The 18,557-nt window shown below is 64.7% G+C and carries 14 protein-coding genes and 5 pseudogenes; 5 read left to right on the plus strand and 14 right to left on the minus strand.

Annotated features, from left to right (window positions below):
• The first annotated feature begins 19 nt into the window (after positions 1–19).
• The gene (locus tag HUN07_RS04845) at positions 20–568 is read left to right on the plus strand and encodes a GNAT family N-acetyltransferase (RefSeq protein ID WP_174908260.1); all 549 of its coding nucleotides are present in this window, start codon (positions 20–22) and stop codon (positions 566–568) included.
• A gap of 78 nt (positions 569–646) precedes the next feature.
• Here the strand turns inward: HUN07_RS04845 and HUN07_RS04850 are convergent, their stop codons facing one another.
• Positions 647–1,078, minus strand: a complete 432-nt coding sequence (locus HUN07_RS04850; RefSeq protein ID WP_114720622.1) for a MarR family winged helix-turn-helix transcriptional regulator — start codon at positions 1,076–1,078, stop codon at positions 647–649.
• A 127-nt stretch (positions 1,079–1,205) separates the two neighbouring features.
• Here HUN07_RS04850 and HUN07_RS04855 point away from each other — a divergent pair, with 127 nt between their 5' ends.
• Positions 1,206–3,119 carry an ABC transporter ATP-binding protein gene (locus HUN07_RS04855; RefSeq protein WP_441346799.1) on the plus strand — a complete coding sequence of 638 codons (1,914 nt, stop codon included), beginning with the start codon at positions 1,206–1,208 and terminating at the stop codon, positions 3,117–3,119.
• On the opposite strand, the pseudogene HUN07_RS04860 reads toward HUN07_RS04855, so the two are convergent.
• From HUN07_RS04860 to HUN07_RS04905, 10 genes and pseudogenes are all read right to left on the minus strand, one after another.
• Positions 3,039–4,448, minus strand: a pseudogene (locus HUN07_RS04860) (FAD-dependent oxidoreductase); the annotation flags it as partial. The gene HUN07_RS04855 and the pseudogene HUN07_RS04860 sit on opposite strands and share 81 nt — an antisense overlap.
• A 156-nt stretch (positions 4,449–4,604) precedes the next feature.
• Positions 4,605–5,135: pseudogene (locus HUN07_RS04865) on the minus strand (helix-turn-helix domain-containing protein); the annotation flags it as partial.
• A gap of 204 nt (positions 5,136–5,339) precedes the next feature.
• Positions 5,340–6,734, minus strand: a complete 1,395-nt coding sequence (locus HUN07_RS04870) for an IS1380 family transposase (protein WP_174907620.1) — start codon at positions 6,732–6,734, stop codon at positions 5,340–5,342.
• 394 nt (positions 6,735–7,128) lie between these two features.
• A complete protein-coding gene (locus tag HUN07_RS04875; RefSeq protein ID WP_174908266.1) occupies positions 7,129–8,103 on the minus strand; it encodes an NAD(P)H-quinone oxidoreductase in 975 nt (324 codons plus the stop codon).
• Complete coding sequence (locus HUN07_RS04880; protein WP_174914444.1) at positions 8,100–8,435, minus strand: cupin domain-containing protein; 336 nt, start codon at positions 8,433–8,435, stop codon at positions 8,100–8,102. Before HUN07_RS04880 ends, HUN07_RS04875 begins: the two co-directional genes overlap by 4 nt.
• 56 nt (positions 8,436–8,491) lie before the next feature.
• Complete coding sequence (locus HUN07_RS04885) at positions 8,492–8,953, minus strand: nuclear transport factor 2 family protein (RefSeq protein WP_174908268.1); 462 nt, start codon at positions 8,951–8,953, stop codon at positions 8,492–8,494.
• Positions 8,954–8,955: 2 nt separating this feature from the next.
• Positions 8,956–9,897 carry a 3-carboxyethylcatechol 2,3-dioxygenase gene (locus tag HUN07_RS04890; RefSeq protein ID WP_174908270.1) on the minus strand — a complete coding sequence of 314 codons (942 nt, stop codon included), beginning with the start codon at positions 9,895–9,897 and terminating at the stop codon, positions 8,956–8,958.
• A 13-nt stretch (positions 9,898–9,910) separates the two neighbouring features.
• Entirely contained in the window at positions 9,911–11,641 is a 1,731-nt protein-coding gene (locus HUN07_RS04895; RefSeq protein WP_368077045.1) for an FAD-dependent monooxygenase, read from the minus strand.
• Entirely contained in the window at positions 11,560–12,423 is an 864-nt protein-coding gene (locus HUN07_RS04900; protein WP_174908274.1) for a fumarylacetoacetate hydrolase family protein, read from the minus strand. The genes HUN07_RS04895 and HUN07_RS04900 overlap by 82 nt, the downstream gene beginning before the upstream one ends.
• A gap of 50 nt (positions 12,424–12,473) precedes the next feature.
• On the minus strand, positions 12,474–13,814 hold the full coding sequence (locus tag HUN07_RS04905) for an MFS transporter (protein WP_174908275.1): 1,341 nt from the start codon (positions 13,812–13,814) through the stop codon (positions 12,474–12,476).
• A 170-nt stretch (positions 13,815–13,984) separates the two neighbouring features.
• Between HUN07_RS04905 and HUN07_RS04910 the strand changes: the two genes are divergently transcribed.
• Positions 13,985–14,689 carry a GntR family transcriptional regulator gene (locus HUN07_RS04910; RefSeq protein ID WP_174908277.1) on the plus strand — a complete coding sequence of 235 codons (705 nt, stop codon included), beginning with the start codon at positions 13,985–13,987 and terminating at the stop codon, positions 14,687–14,689.
• A gap of 258 nt (positions 14,690–14,947) precedes the next feature.
• Here the strand turns inward: HUN07_RS04910 and HUN07_RS04915 are convergent.
• The 3 pseudogenes from HUN07_RS04915 to HUN07_RS04925 form a co-directional block, all read right to left on the minus strand.
• Positions 14,948–15,235, minus strand: a pseudogene (locus HUN07_RS04915) (IS3 family transposase); the annotation flags it as partial.
• Between the two features lie 4 nt (positions 15,236–15,239).
• Positions 15,240–16,615: pseudogene (locus HUN07_RS04920) on the minus strand (IS30 family transposase).
• Between the two features lie 63 nt (positions 16,616–16,678).
• Positions 16,679–17,551 (minus strand): annotated as a pseudogene (locus HUN07_RS04925) (IS3 family transposase); the annotation flags it as partial.
• A gap of 106 nt (positions 17,552–17,657) precedes the next feature.
• On the opposite strand from HUN07_RS04925, the gene HUN07_RS04930 reads away from it, so the two are divergent.
• A complete protein-coding gene (locus tag HUN07_RS04930; protein ID WP_174908279.1) occupies positions 17,658–17,960 on the plus strand; it encodes a hypothetical protein in 303 nt (100 codons plus the stop codon).
• A gap of 208 nt (positions 17,961–18,168) precedes the next feature.
• On the plus strand, positions 18,169–18,552 hold the full coding sequence (locus HUN07_RS04935) for a helix-turn-helix domain-containing protein (protein ID WP_368077046.1): 384 nt from the start codon (positions 18,169–18,171) through the stop codon (positions 18,550–18,552).
• The last annotated feature ends 5 nt before the right edge of the window (positions 18,553–18,557 follow it).

An 18,557-nucleotide genomic window follows, 5' to 3' on the forward strand; every position in this document is an offset into this window, starting at 1 on the left:
TGCGTCCCATAATCGGAGTATGGCGATCACCATGCGACGATCCGGGCCGCAGGACCGGGAGGCGATCCTCGCGCTGATGGCGGCCTCGCGCGGTGACGGCCTGTCCGCCCAGGAGCGCGCCGAGCGCGGCTTCATCCAGGGGCGCATGGACGCCGATGTCCTCACCCGGTTCCAGGAGGGCACCGGCGTCTTCATCGCCGAGGAGACCGGCCGACTCGCCGGGTTCGCGATGACGTCGGAGCCCGGCGCGGTCGCCTCGGGTCCGCCGCGCTTGGCGCTGGATGCGCTGGGGGACGGGGACGGCCGCTTGTTCCTGTACGGGCCGGCGGCCGTGGACCCGGGCTTCCAGGGGCGCGGGGTGTTGACGATGCTGCTCACCGCGCTCAGTCGTGAGCTTCGGGACCGCTTCGATCTCGGCGTCGCCTTCGTCGAGGCGGCGAACGCGAAGTCGCTTGCGGTGCACCGGCATTACGGGATGACCGAGGCGGCGACGTTCGTGTTCGACGGGCGCGACTACTTCGTGTTCACGTTCGACCCGGCCGAGTTCGCGGCCCGCCCCAACCCCTGAACGGGAGTTCAGCACACGCCGTCGCGCTCGAACCGTGCCGTGAACTCCCGTTCAGGGGTTCGCGGGGCGCGCGCGGGGTCAGCCGTCGCCGGCGGTGAGCTTGCCGAGGATGCGGCGCAGCTGCGCGCGGTCGTCGGCGTCGAGCGGGGCGAAGAAGTCGGCGGCCTGGGCGTCGCGGGCGTCCGACATTTCGGCGATCAGCTTGCGGCCGGTGTCGGTGAGCTGGACGCACACCGCGCGCCGGTCGCCGCCGTCGGAGACGCGCTCGACGAGCTCGCGCTTCTGCAGCCGGTCGACCACCTCGGTGGCCGACCGGGGCGCGATGCGCAGCGCCTTCGCGACGTCGCCGAGGCGGGGGCGGCCGTCGGACTCGGTGCCGATCACGCGCAGCGCGCGGAACTCGTGGGGAGAGAGCTCCCATGGTTCTAGCGCGGTGAACCACTTGCGCCGCAGGGCGCGGGACGTGGACATCACGAGGTCGCGGAGCTGTTCGGACGATGCCTCGGTCATGGTTTCGGAGCTTACCTCACTTGACAGTCACCTCATGTTGAGGCAACCTCAGTAAAGGCTTGCCCCGACTTCTGAGAGGGGTGGTTAGATGACAAGCCCACCATTCGGTGGACCCGGTGGGGGTCCCATGCGTTCCCGCAAGATCGATCCCGCCGACCGCGCCCAGCTCGAGGATTCCCCCGTGAGTCTGCGCCGGATCGGCTCCCTGTTCGCGCCGTACCGCTGGCAGATCGCCGTGGTGATGGCGCTGATCGTGGTGTCGTCCACGATCTCGCTCGCCAACCCGTTCCTGGTCCGCGAGGTGATCGACCGCGCGATCCCGGAACAGAACGTCAGTCTGCTGGTGTGGGCCGTGCTCGGCATGCTCGCGATCACGGTCGCGGGCTCGGTGCTGGGCGTGATCCAGACCTGGATCTCGACGACGGTCGGCCAGCGGATCATGCACAACCTGCGCACCCGCGTGTTCACCCATCTGCAGCGGCAGTCGCTTGGCTTCTTCACCCGCACCCGTGGCGGCGAGATCCAGTCCCGGCTCACCAACGACATCGGCGGCATGCAGACCGTCGTCACGTCGACCGCGACCTCGATCGCCTCCAACGTCACCACGGTCGTCGGCACCGCGATCGCGATGGCGGTCCTCAGCTGGCGGCTGTCACTGCTGTCGCTGATCGTGCTGCCGCCGGCGATCTGGCTCACCCGCAAGGTCGCGCTGATGCGCCGCGAGATCACCGCGCAGCGCCAGCGCGCGCTCGCCGACATGCAGACCCAGATCGAGGAGAGCTTGTCGATCAGCGGTGTGCAGCTGGGCAAGACGCTCGGCGCCGGCCCGGCGATGTCCGACCGCTTCACCGACACCTCGCACCGGCTGGTGGATCTCGAGGTCCGCTCGCAGCTGTCCGGACGCTGGCGGATGGCGACGATGAGCATCATCTTCTCGGCGATCCCCGCGCTGCTGTACCTGGCCGCGGGGCTGCCGGCGACGTCCGGCGGCATGACGATCGGCACCCTGGTCGCCTTCACCGGACTGCAGACGACGCTCTTCCGCCCGCTGATGGGCCTGCTCGACGTCGGTGTGTCCGTGACGAGTTCGCTCGCGCTGTTCAGCCGGATCTTCCAGTACCTCGACCTGCCCGTCGAGATCGACGACCCGGCGAAACCGGTGCCGATGCCGTGCGAGAAGGTCGACGGCGGCGTGCGGTTCGAGGACGTCGGCTTCCGCTACGAGAACGCCGACCGCGACGCACTCACCGGCATCGCCATCGATGTACCGGCCGGATCGTCGCTCGCACTGGTCGGTGAAACCGGTTCGGGCAAGACCACTCTGGCATCGCTGGTGGCGCGGCTGCACGATCCGACGTCCGGCCGGGTGACCATCGACGGCGTCGACCTGCGCGACATCTCGCTCGCGGAACTGTCCGAACTGGTCGGTGTCGTCTCGCAGGAGACGTACCTGCTGCACGCGACGATCCGGGAGAACCTGCGGCACGCGAGGCCGGAGGCGAGCGACGCCGAGATCGAGTCCGCGGCACGGGCGGCTCAGGTGCACGAGCTGATCGAGTCGCTGCTCGACGGCTACGACACCGTCGTCGGCGCCCGTGGCCACCGGTTCTCCGGCGGCGAGAAGCAACGCATCGCGATCGCGCGAACCCTGTTGCGGGACCCTCGGATTCTGGTGCTCGACGAGGCCACCAGCGCGCTCGACAACGAGACCGAGCGGGCCGTGCAGACCGCGCTCGACGTCGTCAGCCGCGGCCGCACCACGATCACGATCGCGCACCGGCTCTCCACGATCCGGGACGCCGACCAGATCGTGGTGCTCGACCACGGCCACGCCGCCGAGCGCGGCACCCACGAGGAGTTGCGCGTGCTCGGCGGCCGGTATGCGGCGCTACTCGCCCGCGGAAGCGGCGATGCCGGAGCGGCGGCCGAAGAACGTGCCGTCGCCGAGCGAGGTGCCGCTGATGTAGCCCCACGAGTGCAGGCCCGACGTGGCGCGGCCGGCCGCGAAGAGTCCGGGGATCGGGTCGCCGTCGAGGTCTAGGACGCGGCCGTCGACGGTGGTCCGCAGGCCGCCGATCGTGAACACCTCGGCGCCGCCCCCGCCGGTCTCGCCGTCGCCGTACTCCGGCGGGGCCATGCCGCGCTGGACGTCGATCGCGGCGAACGGGGACTGCAGCGGCCGCAGCCACCGGGCGGACTTGTGGAAGTAGGGGTCCTCGCCGTCGGCGGCGAAGCGGTTGTACTCGCCCACGGTGCTGCACAGCGCGCCCTCGGGCATCCCGATCTCGCGTTCGAGTTCCTCGAGTGTTTCGGCGACGAAGTGCGGCTGCACGCCCCAGCGTTCGTCGACCGGGACCTCCTCGTACGCCTGCTCGTCGAGGATCACCCACACCTTCAGGTTGTGCTTGAACAGCGCCGCCTGGCCGACCAGGCCGGGGTAGACGTCCTCGTTGATGAACCGCTGGCCCACGCCGTTGACGATCATGCCGCGCACCATCATTCCCGGCACCAGCGAGATACCGACCTGGCCGGCGGACATGTGCTTGACGGCCGCGCCCACGGCCTGGGCCATGACGATGCCGCGGCCGTCGTCGCCGCCGTCGCTGTTGACGCCCAGGCCCACCAGTTGCGGCGCGTGCTGGGCGAGCATCTCCTTGTTGTCCGCGAAGCCGCCGGTCGTGATGATCACGCCGCGGCGGGCCCGGTACGTCACGGTCTCGTTGAAGTGCCGGGCCACGACGCCGACCACGCGGTCACCGTCGAGGATCAGCCGCAGTGCGGTGGTGTCGGCGTGCACCGCGATGTCGCTCTTACCGACGGCCTCGCTCAGCACCGCCATCAGGACCTTGCCGCCGAAGCCGTCGGAGGTGACGCGGTGACCACGCGGGGCGGGCTTGGCGATCTCGTAGAACGGATAGGCGTTCTCGCCCATCCACATCAGACCGTCGTCGGTGGGCGGCACCCAGGTGGGGGAGTCCCACAGCGACGGCTTGAACGGCACGCCGTGATCGACGAGCCACTGGTAGTGCCCGACGCTCTCGCGGCTGTAGAGGCCCACCTTCTCCTGGTCGGCGTCCGGGCCGAGCGCGGCGAGGAGGAACTTCTCCATGTCGTCGGCGGTGTCGACGAATCCGCACGCCTCCTGGATCGGGGTGCCGCCGCCGAGGTACATCTCGCCGCCGGACAGCGCCGACGACCCACCGCCACCGCTCTGCCGCTCGAGCAGGATCACCTCGGCCCCGGACTCGACGGCCTCGAGCGCGGCCGACGCGCCGGCGCAGCCGTAGCCGACGATCAGGACGTCGGTTTCGTGGTCGTAGGTGTCGATCTCCGCGGCGTCGATCGGTGTGACGGGTACGCGAGCGCTCATCCAGAACTCCTGTGTCCTCGGGGCTTGACCTGCCTGTGGTGCCCGTCATACTAGGGTAGGCGTCCGTGGTCGAGAAGGTGGTTGTCCGTTGAGCGGGACACCGGGTATCGATTCGAATTCGTCTGGGCCGCTACTAATCTCCGCTTCCACAGATCGGTCGAGTTGGCGTTCGGTTCCGGGAGTGGCCTTGCGGTTCTTGCAGCCCTGAGAACGCCCGACGTAGCGACAGTCACCACCGTTGGGGATGTTGCCGAGTTTCTTGACGTCGACGTGGATCATCGAACCCGGATACGGGTGTTCGTAGCGGCGGATCACTTCGCCGGTGCGGATGTCGATGTGGGACAGGCGATTGAGTCGGCAGCGGACCAGGACGGCGTGCACGGTCGAGGCCGGCATGTCCAGCCGCGACGCGATCGCTTGCGGGGACAGTCGGCGTCGCCACCGCAGATCGACGATCTTGCGTTTGGTCGGTTCCGGAGTGCGATTCGGGCTCCGGTGCGGCCGGCTGGATCGGTCGACCATGCCGGCCTCGCCCATCTCCTGATAGCGGCCCGCCCATCTCTTGGCGGTCGGCCGGGACACGTTGAAGTGTTCCGCGGCCGTGCTGATGGGCCAGCCCTCGTCGACGATGCGGCGGGCGAGCAGCAGTCGCCCGCGTGGGGTCAGTGGTGCGTTAGCGTGGACCACGAAGGTCTCCTGTCGGTGAGTGGGCGTCTAACCTCGATCTTTCGTGAGCGCGGCGTGCCGGCCTGATCGAGTTCGGTTTTCTTGTCCCGGTGATGGTTCCGGTTTCCGGACGTGGCGGGGTGGCCGACGCGGTCGGGTTGCGTCGGGGTCCACGGCCCCGAATGATGGTGCTCCTTTCGTCCCGGCGGGGAAGATTTCCGCTGGTCAGGTCACTGTTTTTGGTGTCGTCACGCGTGTGATCGCGGCGACGAGCAGGTCGACGTGGGGTGCGTGGGCGGCGAGTTTGAGGTGGATGCGTCGGGCGTGACGGACGATGCGGCCGGCGATGTGGAACAGCCGGAGTCGGAGTCGTTTCGGTTCCCAGCGTCGGGCGGTTTCGGTGTCGAACGCGAGGAGTTGTGTCCAGGCGATCAGTTCGCCGGCGAGTTGCACGATCTGCAGCCAGATCCGGTTCTGGTCGAACCCGTGTAGCGGAAGGTTCTGCAGGCCAGTGTCTTTCGCGCCCCGGATCCGGTCCTCGCAACGGGCCCGGCGGCGGTGCCGCAGCTCGAGATCCGGGAGTTGGCCGCGGGTGGTGTTGGTGGCGAACGCGGTCAACCGCAGACCCTCGTGGTCGGTGAACCGCAGTTGCGCGCCGGGGTGCGGCCGCTCCTTGCGGACGATGACCCGCATCCCAGCGGGCCAGGTAGACAGGTCGATCAGCCCGGTGAGCTCGGCGACCCAGGCGCCGTCACGGACCTTCCCGTCGGCGTCGTAGGCGGGCGTCCACACGGTCTTCGGGATCAGGTCGATCGCCGCGGTCATGGTGTCGGTGAGCCCGAACCCGATCGAGTACGCCAACCGCCGCTTGGTCAGGTAGTCGAGAAAGTCGTGCGTGCCGCCGGCGCCATCGGTGCGGATCAACACTTTCTTCCCGACCCGGTAGCCCGGATCGAACGGCAACTGCGCCAACGCATCCTTGACCACGGTCACATGGTCTGCAGCGGTGTTCGAGCCGGCATTTCCGGGCCGCAGGAGCATCGCCACCGGCTCACCGGTCCCGCCATCACCGTGGTCGACGAACGCGCACAACGGATGAAACCCGAAGCCACGCTTGAATGTCGGGGCTGCGGATTCCTTCTCCGAGTGCGCGGTCACCAGGGTGGCATCGATGTCGACGACCAGCGGATCCTTCTCGTCGATCCGATGATCGGGTGTCCGGTCTCCGGCCGCGGCCCATGCACGGCGTCGGGCCGCAGCGCGAGCACTCCCGATCGCCGCGAGTGCGGCGCCGGGGTCCGCGGCCAGCGCGGTGACCAGCCTCGATACGGTCGGGTCGGAGGCGACCGGACCGAACACCTGCGGGTGCGCCCGCAACTGCGCGATGTCGGCCAGGCAGTCACCGCCGAGCGCGAGCGTGACCGCGAGATCCAACACGATCTTGCCCGGGTCGTGCGTCGCGAGGGGCTTGCGCCACGGCTCGAGCGCGGCCGACAGGGCGGTGGTCAGGCCTGTTTTCTCGGCGGTACGCAGCAACAAGACCGTCCCGGCATGCGACACGACGCCGGTTCCGGTGGCCGATGCGGACAGGTGTGGGTACGGGGACGTAGACTTGGCCACCTGAAAGGTGCTCCTTGATCACGCGATTGTTCAACCTTAGACAAGTCGAATTGTCGCAGGTCGGAGCACCTTTCTTCGTCAGTGACACAGGTGTTCAGCCGAATTACCGTGAAAGCGGCAGGCTAAGCAGCTCCACATCCGCGACAGGAGACCTTCTTCGTTCAACGACCGGCTACAGCGTGTCGTCGCAATCGTTCAACCAACCTGCCTGGGCAGTACAGCTAGATCGGTCGGTTGGTGACCTGCCTATCTCGGACGTTGACGTCGATGACGTCTATCGGCATTCGCCCAAGCACTTCGTGCAGGAGAGATCTCCACCAGATACACGGGCTGGAGGCCGCCCCGGCTTGCCGGAACTGCACCTAGCGATGCGATTGTGCCGTCGGTGGCCGCGTCAGCTCCTGCAGTCGAGGAGGACTTTGCCGAGGTGTCCTTTGCTGTCGAAGTATGAGTGTGCCGCAGCGACTTCCGAGAGCGGGAACACGTGATCGGTCGTGGTGCGAATCTGGCCGTTCTCGAACAGTGGCCAGACGATCCGTCGGGTTTCGGCCATGATCTCAGCCTTCTGTTCTGCAGACCGGTCCCGTAGGAGCGTTCCAGTGACGGTGGCTTTCTTCTTCAGCAGGAGGCTGAAGTCCAGTTCGCCTGTCCGGCCGCCCTGCATACCGATCGTCACTACCCGTCCGAATGGCCGCAGGGCTTCGATGTTGCGTTGTAGATAGGGGCCTGCAACGGTATCGAGGATAATGTCGGCGCCGCCATGTGCCATCATCCGTTCCGCGAAGTCTTCTGTGGTGTAGTTGATAAGGATGTCGGCGCCGAGTTCTTCGGCGGCGTGGAGCTTTGCGGAGGTTGACGCGGTGACGGCAACTGTTCCTCCCAGCGCCTTGACCAGTTGGATGCCGAAGAAACCAATGCCGCCGGTGGCGCCGTGGATGAGTACGGTCTGCCCTTGCTGGAATCGACCCGTCATGAAGATGTTGGCAACCACAGTTGCTGCGACTTCCGGGATGCCTGCCGAATCGAGCAGGGGTACGCCGGCGGGGCGCGGCAGTACATGTCGGGCGTCGACGGCGACCTTCTCCGCGTAGCCGCCTGAGGCCAGGAGCGCAACCACCTCGTCGCCGACTGCGAAGCTGCTGACGTCGTCGGCGACGTCGCTCACCCTTCCTGAGATCTCCATACCGAAGATGTCGGATGCGTCGTCAGGCAGGTTGTATCGGCCGCGGCGCTGTAGCGAGTCGGCCCGGTTCAGCCCAGCACCGACAATGTCGATGATCAGCTGGCCGTCACTGATCTGTGGATCGGGTAGTTGTTCGACATGTAGCGTTTCGGGGCCGCCTGGCTGGCGGGAACGTACGGCTCTCATTCGGTGATTCCTTTGTGTTCGCACAGTGGAAGGTAGTCGTCGCGGACGGGGGCAAATACGTCGATGTTCAGTGCTCGCTCGGTGCCGATCGGTTCGGCGCAGTGAGGGACGTCGCGTGGGATGTGCAGGACCGCCGGAGCGTGCAGTTCGAACACGTCGTCGCCGACGTAGAAGCGCATCGCACCCACCGCGACATAGCTGAGCTGGTCGAAAGGATGTGAGTGTGGCCCAACGGTCGTGTAGCCGGGCTCGAACCAGTTGACCGTTGTCACAGCGCCGTCGGAGCGGATGCCGCTACGGGAGAAGCCTGGACGGACCTCGTTGAGGACCATTTCGTCAAGCTTGAACGCTTGGGCACCCGAGGGGGAGTTGCCGCCACGTTCCCCGGTCACTGCGCAGCACCGCTGACGGACCGCGAGGCAGCAACACGGAATCCCCGGCGGATGATGCGGCGACGGATCTTCCACCGTCCGTCATCGAGCACGTACTCGTCGTCGTAGTCTCCGACCATGAACGGGGATGTGTTGGTTGTATCGGGGCTGTCGCTGCGATAGACGGTTGCGTAGAGGGTGCCGTGCAGGATGCCGTCTCGCCATTCGAGCCGATGATTCGTTTCGATGTGTCTCGCCGTCCGCGTCATTCGAGCGCGTTGTTCACCCCACTGGGCGATCGCAGCATTCCCGATGAGATCGCGGGGTGGTAATCCGATCAGCTCGCCGTCGTGCGAGTACAACTCATGCAGCGTGTCCGCCGATCCGTGGTCGAGGCGATACGCGTGTTCGGCGGTGAGCGCTTGGATGGCCAATCGTGTTTCGATGTCTGGGACAGTGCTGTCCGATGCGAGGTGCATCTTCAGTTCTCCTGTACTGCGGTCATGATGCCGAAACCGGTCATCCATTCCTTCACTGGCCAGTACCAGCGATTGGTCACGGTGTACGGCCCGCTGGCAGCCAGCGCACTGAATGCCGCTACCCACGTACGGATCTCATGGGCGGAATGTCCGCCCTCCTTTTCCATCCACTCGTTGGACCAGTCGTCGACCCCACCGAGGACACCGGAAGCGAGGGTGTTCATCACTGCAGCGTCAAAGTCGGGGTTGATCTCCTGATAGGTGGTGTTCCCCGCCGCGAACGCTTTCCCGGCCTCGATAACACGCAATTCGCGTTCGGCGCGTAGTTGCGGCGACGGATTCCGGCCGTCGATCAACCGTGCCACGACGTCCGGGGAGGCCTCCTCCAACCGGGGAATGGGCGGATCGTGGGACAGCCCGCCGGATCCGACGACGAGTATCCGCTTGTTCCACGACGACAGTTCACGCCCGATCGACTCGCCGAGCAGGCGGACACGCTGCATCGGCCCTAGCGGCAGTCCAACAGCATTGACGAAGATCGGAACTACCGGGTGGCCGTACCCCTTGCCGAACAAGAACTCGAGCGGCTGGGAAATGCCGTGGTCGACGAGCATCTCTTCGGACTGAGCGGCGTCGAGGCCATCGTTCAGGACCGCTATGGCGAGGTCTCGGGCAGCACCACGATCAACCGTGAGTGCACCTGGACTAGTGCCCCAATCGCCGACCGCTCGTGCTCCGGACCCAATGCAGAATGCCGGCATCATGTCGTAGAAGACCCCGTTGAAGTGGTCCGGACCGAAGACGACGGTCAGCTCGGGATCGAAATCCTCGACGAATCGACGGGCAGTGTCGAATGCCGAGTTCACAGCCTCGAGGGTCTCCGATCCGGGGTCGTTGATCCCGTACAGCGGCGAGTGAGACAAGGTGCAAAGTGCCAAGGACATGGTTCGAATTCCTTCACTTTCTATTCGATGCCGAGGCGGTCAGGGGTGCTTGATGATTCGACTGCCAGATCGGCCTCAGCGACGGAACGAGTCCATCGAGGGTGGTGAAGACCTCGTCTTCTCGCCCGGCCTGGACGACGGCTGCGACGTACCTGTCGGGTCGAACGAGCACGGTGTACCGGTCGCGTACGAGCTCCTTGAAGATGCCTGTGTCATCGTGGACAACCACGCGAGACGAGGCGGCCCCGCCGAGGGGTGTGACCTCGATGGCGCTGGATGCGCCGCCGAAGCCGAGCGAACACCATCCTCTTCCCATCACTTCGTCCAGCGGTACTGCACTTCCGTCGGACGACCGCACTGTCGGTTGGGGCAGTGCACTGCCGACGATATCCGCGACTGCTGTGGGGAGGCCCGTCGCCGGTGGAACGATGCAGCCCTCAGTGAAGCGGGGACGCTTGAGGAATTTCATTGAAGCGATCCAGGACTGCACCGACGGAACTGCTCCGGCGGCGGTGATGATCAGATCACGCAGGAAGGTCACCTTCCGGTCTGTGCTCATCACGATCTGCCCGATTCGGTGGGAGAGCTTCACCATGTCCGCGGCATGCGGTCGACGCTCGGTCTGATAGGTCGAGACCAACTCGTCGGTCCCCGCACCGTGCACGGATGAGGCGACCTTCCATGCGAGGTTGGCGGCGTCGCGAATGCCGGCGTTGAGTCCCTGCCCGGCGAACGGCGGCATCATGTGTGCGGCGTCGCCGGCCAAGAGGATGCGGCCGTGCTGGTATTGCAGAGCGACGCGTTGGTGTGCGACGTAGACCGATGCTCGTCGAATGTCCTCAGGACGGACCGGCTGAGACAGGTACGGTGCCACCAACGCGGCGACTGACGACGGTGTGGTCATCTGTTCGGCAGTCTCGCCGGGCAGGAGCATGAACTCGAATCGGCACCGTCCCTTGACGCCGGGAACGACGACGCTGGGTCTGACTCCGTTGCAGTAGAACTCGGCGAACTTCTCCCGCGCGTTGGTGTTGATCACATCGATGACGATCCACTTCTCGACCTGTGTGGAGCCCTCCATCGCTATGCCGAGCTGAGTGCGAATCGGGCTACGCCCACCGTCACACGCGATAAGCCAGGCAGAACGCACCGTCGCTTTACCGTTCGGACCCAGGACGGTCGTCTCCACATGGGTGCCGTGATCCTTCACCGAGAACGCCTCGGTCTCGAATCGCACCTCAACACTGTCACGACCACGGGCAGCGTCGAGGAGCAAGGACTCCATGACTGGCTGGTCGAACTGGGATTTTCCCGGATGCCCTAGTTGCGAGTTCGCGGGTCGGACTTCTGCCAGTAGTTGGCCCTTTCGGCCGAAGTAGCGCGCTCCAGTATTCATCAGCATCTCTGGACCGAGGCGGTCCATGATGCCGATCTGTTGCATCACCCTGAGGGTTTCGTCCGTAACACTGATCGCGCGGGGTTCATCACTTGTGCTCAGGTTCTTCTCCACGAGCAGTACACGTACACCGTAGTCCGCCAGAAGATTCGCGGCCGCCAACCCGATTGGGCCCGCCCCGATGACAACAACGTCAGTGTCAATTACAGGATCCATCGACTGTACTACTTTCCTTTCACCCGAACGTGATTCGATATCTCGTCGAGTCAGTGTTCTGTCGCCACGGTGTTGCGCAGGACGCCCAGGCCGGTGATCTCCACTTCGACGACGTCTCCGTCCGAGAGCAATCCTTGCGGCTCCATGAAGAACCCAACTCCTCCGGGGGTTCCGGTGACAATCACATCACCAGGCGCAAGCCGGGTGAAGCCTGTGATGTGGGCAATCAACTGGGGGATGGAGAAATACAGGTCGGCAACTGACGCCTTCTGGCGGATGTCACCGTTGACGCGGGTTTCGAGCGTCAACTCGTTGATGTCGCCCAGGTCGTTGGCCGGGACCAGGTACGGTCCGAAGGCGCCGGTTTCGGGGAAGTTCTTGCCCGGGATCCACTGGGTGGTGGCGCGCTGCCAGTCTCGTGCAGTGAAGTCGTTGTAGGCGGCGTATCCGGCGATGTAGTCCCACGCCTCGTCTTCGTTGATGTGGAAGGCCTCCTTGCCGATGACCAACGCCATCTCGCCCTCGTAATCGAACTTCGTTGTCGAAGCAGGCATACGAGCAGGCTGTAGGTGTCCGGTCTGGGTGTCGGCGAAACGCGTGAAGACAGTCGGTGCCTTCTGCTCAGCCCGGTGCTCGGCTCGGCCCGTCTCCTTCTGGTGGCTTCGGTAGTTGACACCAATGCACAAGATCTTCGACGGATTCGTCAGAGCCGGCAGGAATTCGATTTCGGACTCTGGGCGAGAGGGAGCAGTGAGGTACTGAGACCCGACCTGGCCGAAAAGGCCCGACTCGATCGTCGCCTTCAGATCAGGAGCGAGGGCAAGGCCGGACGGGCCGAGGTCGTAGGCGGTGCCGTTGACGATGACACCCCACGTGGGAGATCCGTCGATGGCAGCGAAGCTGGCGTAGTGCACGAGGTTTCCTTTGTTGTTGGTGGGTGGTGTTGCTCGAAGAGCGCAGGAAATCAGGCTGCGATGTCCTTGCGGAATGACTCGCGCGTCAGCATCACAGCGGTCGCGCTGACGGCGAACGCTGCGGCGACGAATGCAGCGACATAGGTTGCGCTCGTGCCACCGGTGGCGTCGAGGAGTGCGACGGCGATCATCGGAGTGAAACCGCCGAAGGTTCCAGCGAGTTGGTAGCCCAGCGATGCGCCTGTGTATCGCGAGGTCGTGCTGAACTGCTCGCTGATGAACGAGCTCAAGGTGCCGAAGAGGGTACCGACGATGCAGCCGTACCCGAGTACGTACCCCAGCATCAGCAGGACAAGATTTCCGCTGCCAACCATCTGCAAGATGGGGTAGACGAGCACGATGCCCGTACCAAATCCCGCCAGGAGGACGGGCCGCCGCCCGATTCGATCCGACAAGGCGCCGGACAGCGGAATGGTGAACACGTTGATCACTGCCCCAACGGAAGCAGCGAACAGGGCGCTGGAGCGGTCAATGCCGCCGAGCGTGGCGTAAGTCAGGCCGAAGGTGGCCATGAGGGATTGGAAGGCCAAGGCTCCAGCGCCGGACAGCGAGGCCAGGATGACCACCTGGGGTCGTCGAAGCACGGCGATCAACGGCAGGGTGCTCGGCTTCGCTCCTTCCAGATCGGTAGCGTCTTGGGCGTGCTTGAACATCGGAGATTCCGAGATACTCAGGCGGATCCAGAGGCTGATGGCCACGAGGACTGCACTGAGCAGGAACGGCACGCGCCAGCCCCAGGAAATGAAGTCGTCCTCGGGCAGCAGTGAGAACAGGCCCATCACTGTTGCAGCCAGTACCGCGCCAGTAGGCGCGCCGGAGTTGACGATGGCGGCGGCAAAGCCGCGCTTGCGCATATCGGAGTGTTCCAGTGCCATGAGCGTGGCGCCGCCCCACTCGCCGCCGACCGCGATGCCTTGGATTATGCGTAACAACACCAGCAGCAACGGTGCGAGTACACCGATCTGCGCTTGTGTGGGTAGCAAGCCGATGAGGGTCGATGCGACTCCCATGAGTGACATCGTCAGCACCAGCATCTTTTTTCGGCCGAGTCTGTCGCCGAAGTGGCCGAAGACGATTCCGCCGATCGGGCGTGCCACATAACCCACGGCCAAGGTGCCGAATGACGCGATTGTCCCCACAACGGGGTCGAGGTCCGCGAAGAAGATCTGGCCGAAGACCAGGCTGGCGGCCGTGCCATAGACGAGGAAGTCGTAAAACTCGACGGCACTTCCGAGATAGCTCGACAACAGAACTCTGCGCATGTGCTTCCGGTCATCGGCCGCCGCCGGCGGCGGCGCAGTTGACCTCGAAACAGGTGAAACCTGGGACATAGATCCACGCTCCGGTGAATGGGCCCGAGAAGTCGGGGAGACGGGTACGCCCTCGGCCCGTATTGGCCGGAGGGCATCGTTGCGTCGATGTGATTGCAGTCACCACAGTAGGAGGCAAAAGTACACAAGTCAATCAAGAATATTTTTTTCTTGATTGGTAGACTATCTGCATGGGAACTGACCAGGGGAAGGGCAAGTCGGAGATTCGACCCATCGATGAGGTTCGCCGGGCGATCCTTGATGGCGAGTGGCGGCCCGGTGAGAAGCTTCCGACGGCAGCCTTGGCCGAACGGTTCGACACCAGTACAACGGTCATGCGCGAAGCGTTAACCCGACTGGCCGGAGATGATCTCGTCGTGGCCAAGCTCAATCGGGGCTTCTTTGTCCGCGATCTGAGCATCCGGGAGCTGTCCGATATCACCGAATTACGTTGCGCCACAGAATCTGTGGCCGTTCGAATCTCACTCGAGCGTGGAGGTCTCCAGTGGGAGTCCGATCTGATCTCGGCTCATCACCAGATGACTCGCATCCCCCGCCGCGACGGATCGGACCCTGCGCACATCAATGAGGAGTGGGCAGCCGCCCATCGTAGGTTCCATCAGACGATAATCGGTGCCTGCGAGTGCGATCCGATGATCAGACTGTCGGCTAATCTCGCCGACTCCACCGAGCTCTATCGCAGGTGGGCTGCACCTTCGACTGCCGCGACGATCCGCGATGTCGAACGCGAGCATCGAGAGATCCTCGACGCTGCATTGGCTCGCGACACGGCGCGTACCGCGGAGTTGGTTTGTGCTCACTACAAGGCCACGGTACAGGTCGTGCTCGACTCCGGCCTGGCGGATTCAGTCGTATCGAGTGCGTCGCACGGATAACCAGGGGCTGGCGATGCCCCCGACTGGTGGGTCCGCGCGACCGTCTACGACCTGATGATGCGAAACCCGCTGCGCTACATCGACCGATCCGAGATCACGCCCGATGAGCGCACTGCAGCTGGGGATGAAGAACGTCGCAACGGTCAGGAAGGTGCCGTCCACCAAGGCGGACTGGGGAAAGAAATGTGTGCGCATCTAGATCGGCGTCGACCCGTATGGGACTGCCCCCACCTTGGTTGACTCGTGGGGTTGAGTAGTTCAGGCCGCGTATGCGGCTCTGTTGATTGTCTCAAACTCGATCGGAGTGAGCTTTCCGAGACGGCGTTGCCGGCGCTTGCGGTGGTAGGTCCGCTCGATCCAGGTCACGATCGCCATACGAAGTTCCGTTCGTGTCGACCAGCGCTGTCGATCGAGGACGTTCTTCTGCAGGAGGGCGAAGAACGACTCCATTGCGGCATTATCGCCGCATGCTCCCACGCGTCCCATCGAGCCACGTAACCCATTGTGCGAGAGTTCATGTACGAACTTCCGTGACCGAAATTGGGCGGATTCAACCGGTCGATGCAACACCGGGCTGTTGCAGTGATCGTAACTGCTCGTCGAGAGCTTCGGCGGGGGTCTTCCACCCGAGTGTCTTGCGGGGTCGCGTATTGAGCGTATGGGCGATCGCGGCGATCTCCTTTCCGGTCCATCGGGACAGATCTGTTCCCTTCGGGAAGTATTGGCGCAGCAGACCATTGGTGTTCTCGTTGGTGCCGCGTTGCCACGGGCTCTTCGGGTCGGCGAAGTAGACCTTCACCCCGGTATCGGCGGTGAAGCGGGCGTGATCGGAGAGCTCCTTGCCTCGATCCCAGGTGACGGAGCGACGCAGGTGGTCAGGAAGCGCTGTGATCGCCTGTGAGAGAGCATTCGTCATCGTCACGGCTCCGTAACCGGCAAGTGCAGGCCCGTTCTTCGTGCGTGGGATAAGCCCGTAGCCGTCCTCGCGGGGCAGAGGGATGAGCATCGTGAACCTCGTCGACCGTTCGACCAGGGTGCCGATCGCGGAACGGTGTAATCCGATGATCAGGTCGCCTTCCCAATGCCCGGGAACGCCACGGTCGTCCACCTCGGCGGGACGTTCGCTGATAAGGGTGTCCGGTGTGACATGCGCCCAACTGCGCTGCTTCGCCCGTGCTCTCGGCGCTCGCAGCGCACGTCCGGTGCGCAGGTGCACGACCCATTCTCGATCGAGTCCGCCACGGCTGTGACGTATAGCGCCTGGTGAATCGCCTCATGGCTGATGCGCATAGACTCATCGTCAGGGAAGTCCACCTCGAGTCGGCGCGAGATCTGTTCCGGGCTCCACGCGGTCACCCACGCCCGATCACCCCGATGTGGCTTGTTTCGGCCCTTCCACTCCGGTGCAGCAGGACCGGCGACCACGCTGCCGTCGACGTCGCGGACTACACCGGCGAGCTTGTCTTGCACGTACTCCCGGAGCTCGTCATTGGAAGCGAGCTTTGCTGTCTTCGGGCGCCGGGCAACGAGTTCGGCTTTCCACTGCGCCACCGAAGCCCGGTAGTCGAGTTTGCCGCCGCGGGTTGCCGCGTTGCGACGCAGCTCCCGTGAGATGGTCGACGGATCCCGTCCCACCGCCCGGGCGATCTCACGCACCCCAGCTCCCTGCGCCTTCAGTAGCGCAATCTCCTCACGCTCCTCGAAGGACAGATACCGACCGATAAGCGGTACGGTCATGAACGTCGGCATCCCGCCACGATCCCGGAACCACCTGGCACCGGCCGCCGGCGACACGCCGACCGCTGCCGCTGCTGCCTCACTCGTCACACCTGTCGCGATCTCACGCCAGAACTGCCGCTCGACCTCCCGTCGATGCGACGGAGCGCCAGGCGACTTCATCGGCGACCGACCCGTGAGTTCCTTCATCCATCCCGCTGGCCTGCCCACCAACACCTCCGTCATCAAGGTGTTGCGACCACCGGTTGAATCCGCCTTGACTCCCTCTGTCGGAGTGGACAATCGTTCCGGCCGGGTGGCGTTGCGCGATGGCATTGCGCAACGCCGTGACTGCCAGAGACGCCTTCATGCGGGAGTCGATCGAGTATCCGACGATCTTGTTCGAGTACACATCTTTGATCGCGCAGAGGTAGAGCTTGCCCTCGTCAGTGCGGTGTTCAGTGATGTCGGTCAGCCAGAGCTCGTTGGGCTGCCCAGCGGCGAACTGGCGGTCGACGAGGTCGTCGTGAACTGGCGGGCCGGCCTTTCTGTTCACGCCTCGCTTCTTCGAGAACACCGACCAGATGCGCTCTTGTGAGCACAGTCGTGCGACGCGGTTCTCGCCGGCGGTGATGCCTCGATCGGGGAGTTCGTCTGCGATGAATCGGTAGCCGAAGGCGGGATCATCGGCGTGGATCTCGCGAGCGGCATCGATCAGATGCGCATCGTCCCAATCACGTTGTGTTACGGGCGCTTTCCTCCATTTGTAGAACGCCTGGGTAGAGAATCCGAGAACCCGGCAAGTCACCGTGACGGGGACACCGTCAGCGGCAAGGTCGAGGACCAGCGGGAACATCATTTTGGGTTGACGTCCCGGGACAAATAGGCGACGGCACGGCGCATGACCTCGGCTTCCTGCTCGAGGAGCTTGATCCGCTTACGTGCTTCTCGCAGCTCCGCCGACTCATCCGAGCTCGTGGACGTGCCAGTGTCTATGCCGTCCTCACGGTTGGCGATCTTCAACCAGCGGTGCAGACAGCCCTCGGAGATTCCGAAGTCCTTCGCGATCTGGCGCAGCGGGGCCTCGCCTTTACGAGCGACCGCGATGACGTCGCGGCGGAACTCCTCAGGGAACGCTTTCGGCATGGGAAACATCCTTCCACCTGTGACGAGCAGTCCTCACAGGTCAAGATGTCAACCAAACCGGGGGCAGTCCCTATCGGGTGACGTCTGTGCAGTCCAGCAGCTGTAGATGACACAGCGCATCCGCCGCGGCGACCTCGTGCTGATGTGGGGCGACGTCACGGAATGGGAAGGGTTCGTGCAGATGCTGGGCGCGCTGATCGTGCCGATGCGCAACGCGATCGCCCTGTTGGTGCCGGTGTACCCGCAATCCTGCAAGCAAGAGGTGTCAATGTGGACGCTGCACCGCGCGGTCCTCAACGCGCTGCGCCGACTTCTCGCGCTCGACGACCCGATCCCCGACAACACCGCCGACGCCACCGCGTGCCGGGGCCGCCTCACGTACGACGCGCTACTCCGAATGCGGCGTTGAACTGCACATATGCGGTGTCTCATGTCGGCACCAGCGGTGCGATGTCCGTGCAGGTGAGCGGGCCGCCGGTGCGGTGCTCGTTGTAAGCATCGTGGCCAGGCGGACTCGCTATGAGAGCGAATCGAGATCCATGATCGGAGGGGGACCGGTGGCGGAGCGGTACGACTAGCTGACGGGTGGGAACCGTCGGGCGCTCGCGGTCGAACGGATCACGGACGCCGCGACCGAGTTGTTCGTCGAGCGTGGGTTCGATCAGGTTGGGGTCCACGACATCGCCGAACGGGCCGGCTGTTCGCGCGCAGCGCTCTATCGCTACGTCGGTGGCAAGCCCGCACTGGTCGCGGCGGTTCGAGCGGATGCGACGTTGTCCTACTGGTTCGCCCACACCCGCACCGGTGACGCCGACGACTACCTGGCGTCCTCGCCGGATCTGAGCCGGGTGGCCACCGCCCTCACCGGTATCGCGCCCGACGAGGCGGGCGGGCAGTGGGTCGTCCGCGTGGTGCTCACCCTGCTCGCGTGGCCCGCCGCCGACACGCGCATGGAGCGACAGATGGTACAACGCTTCGTTGCTCCGGCATTCGACACATAACATCA

This window comes from Rhodococcus sp. W8901, assembly GCF_013348805.1.
Taxonomy (GTDB): domain Bacteria; phylum Actinomycetota; class Actinomycetes; order Mycobacteriales; family Mycobacteriaceae; genus Prescottella.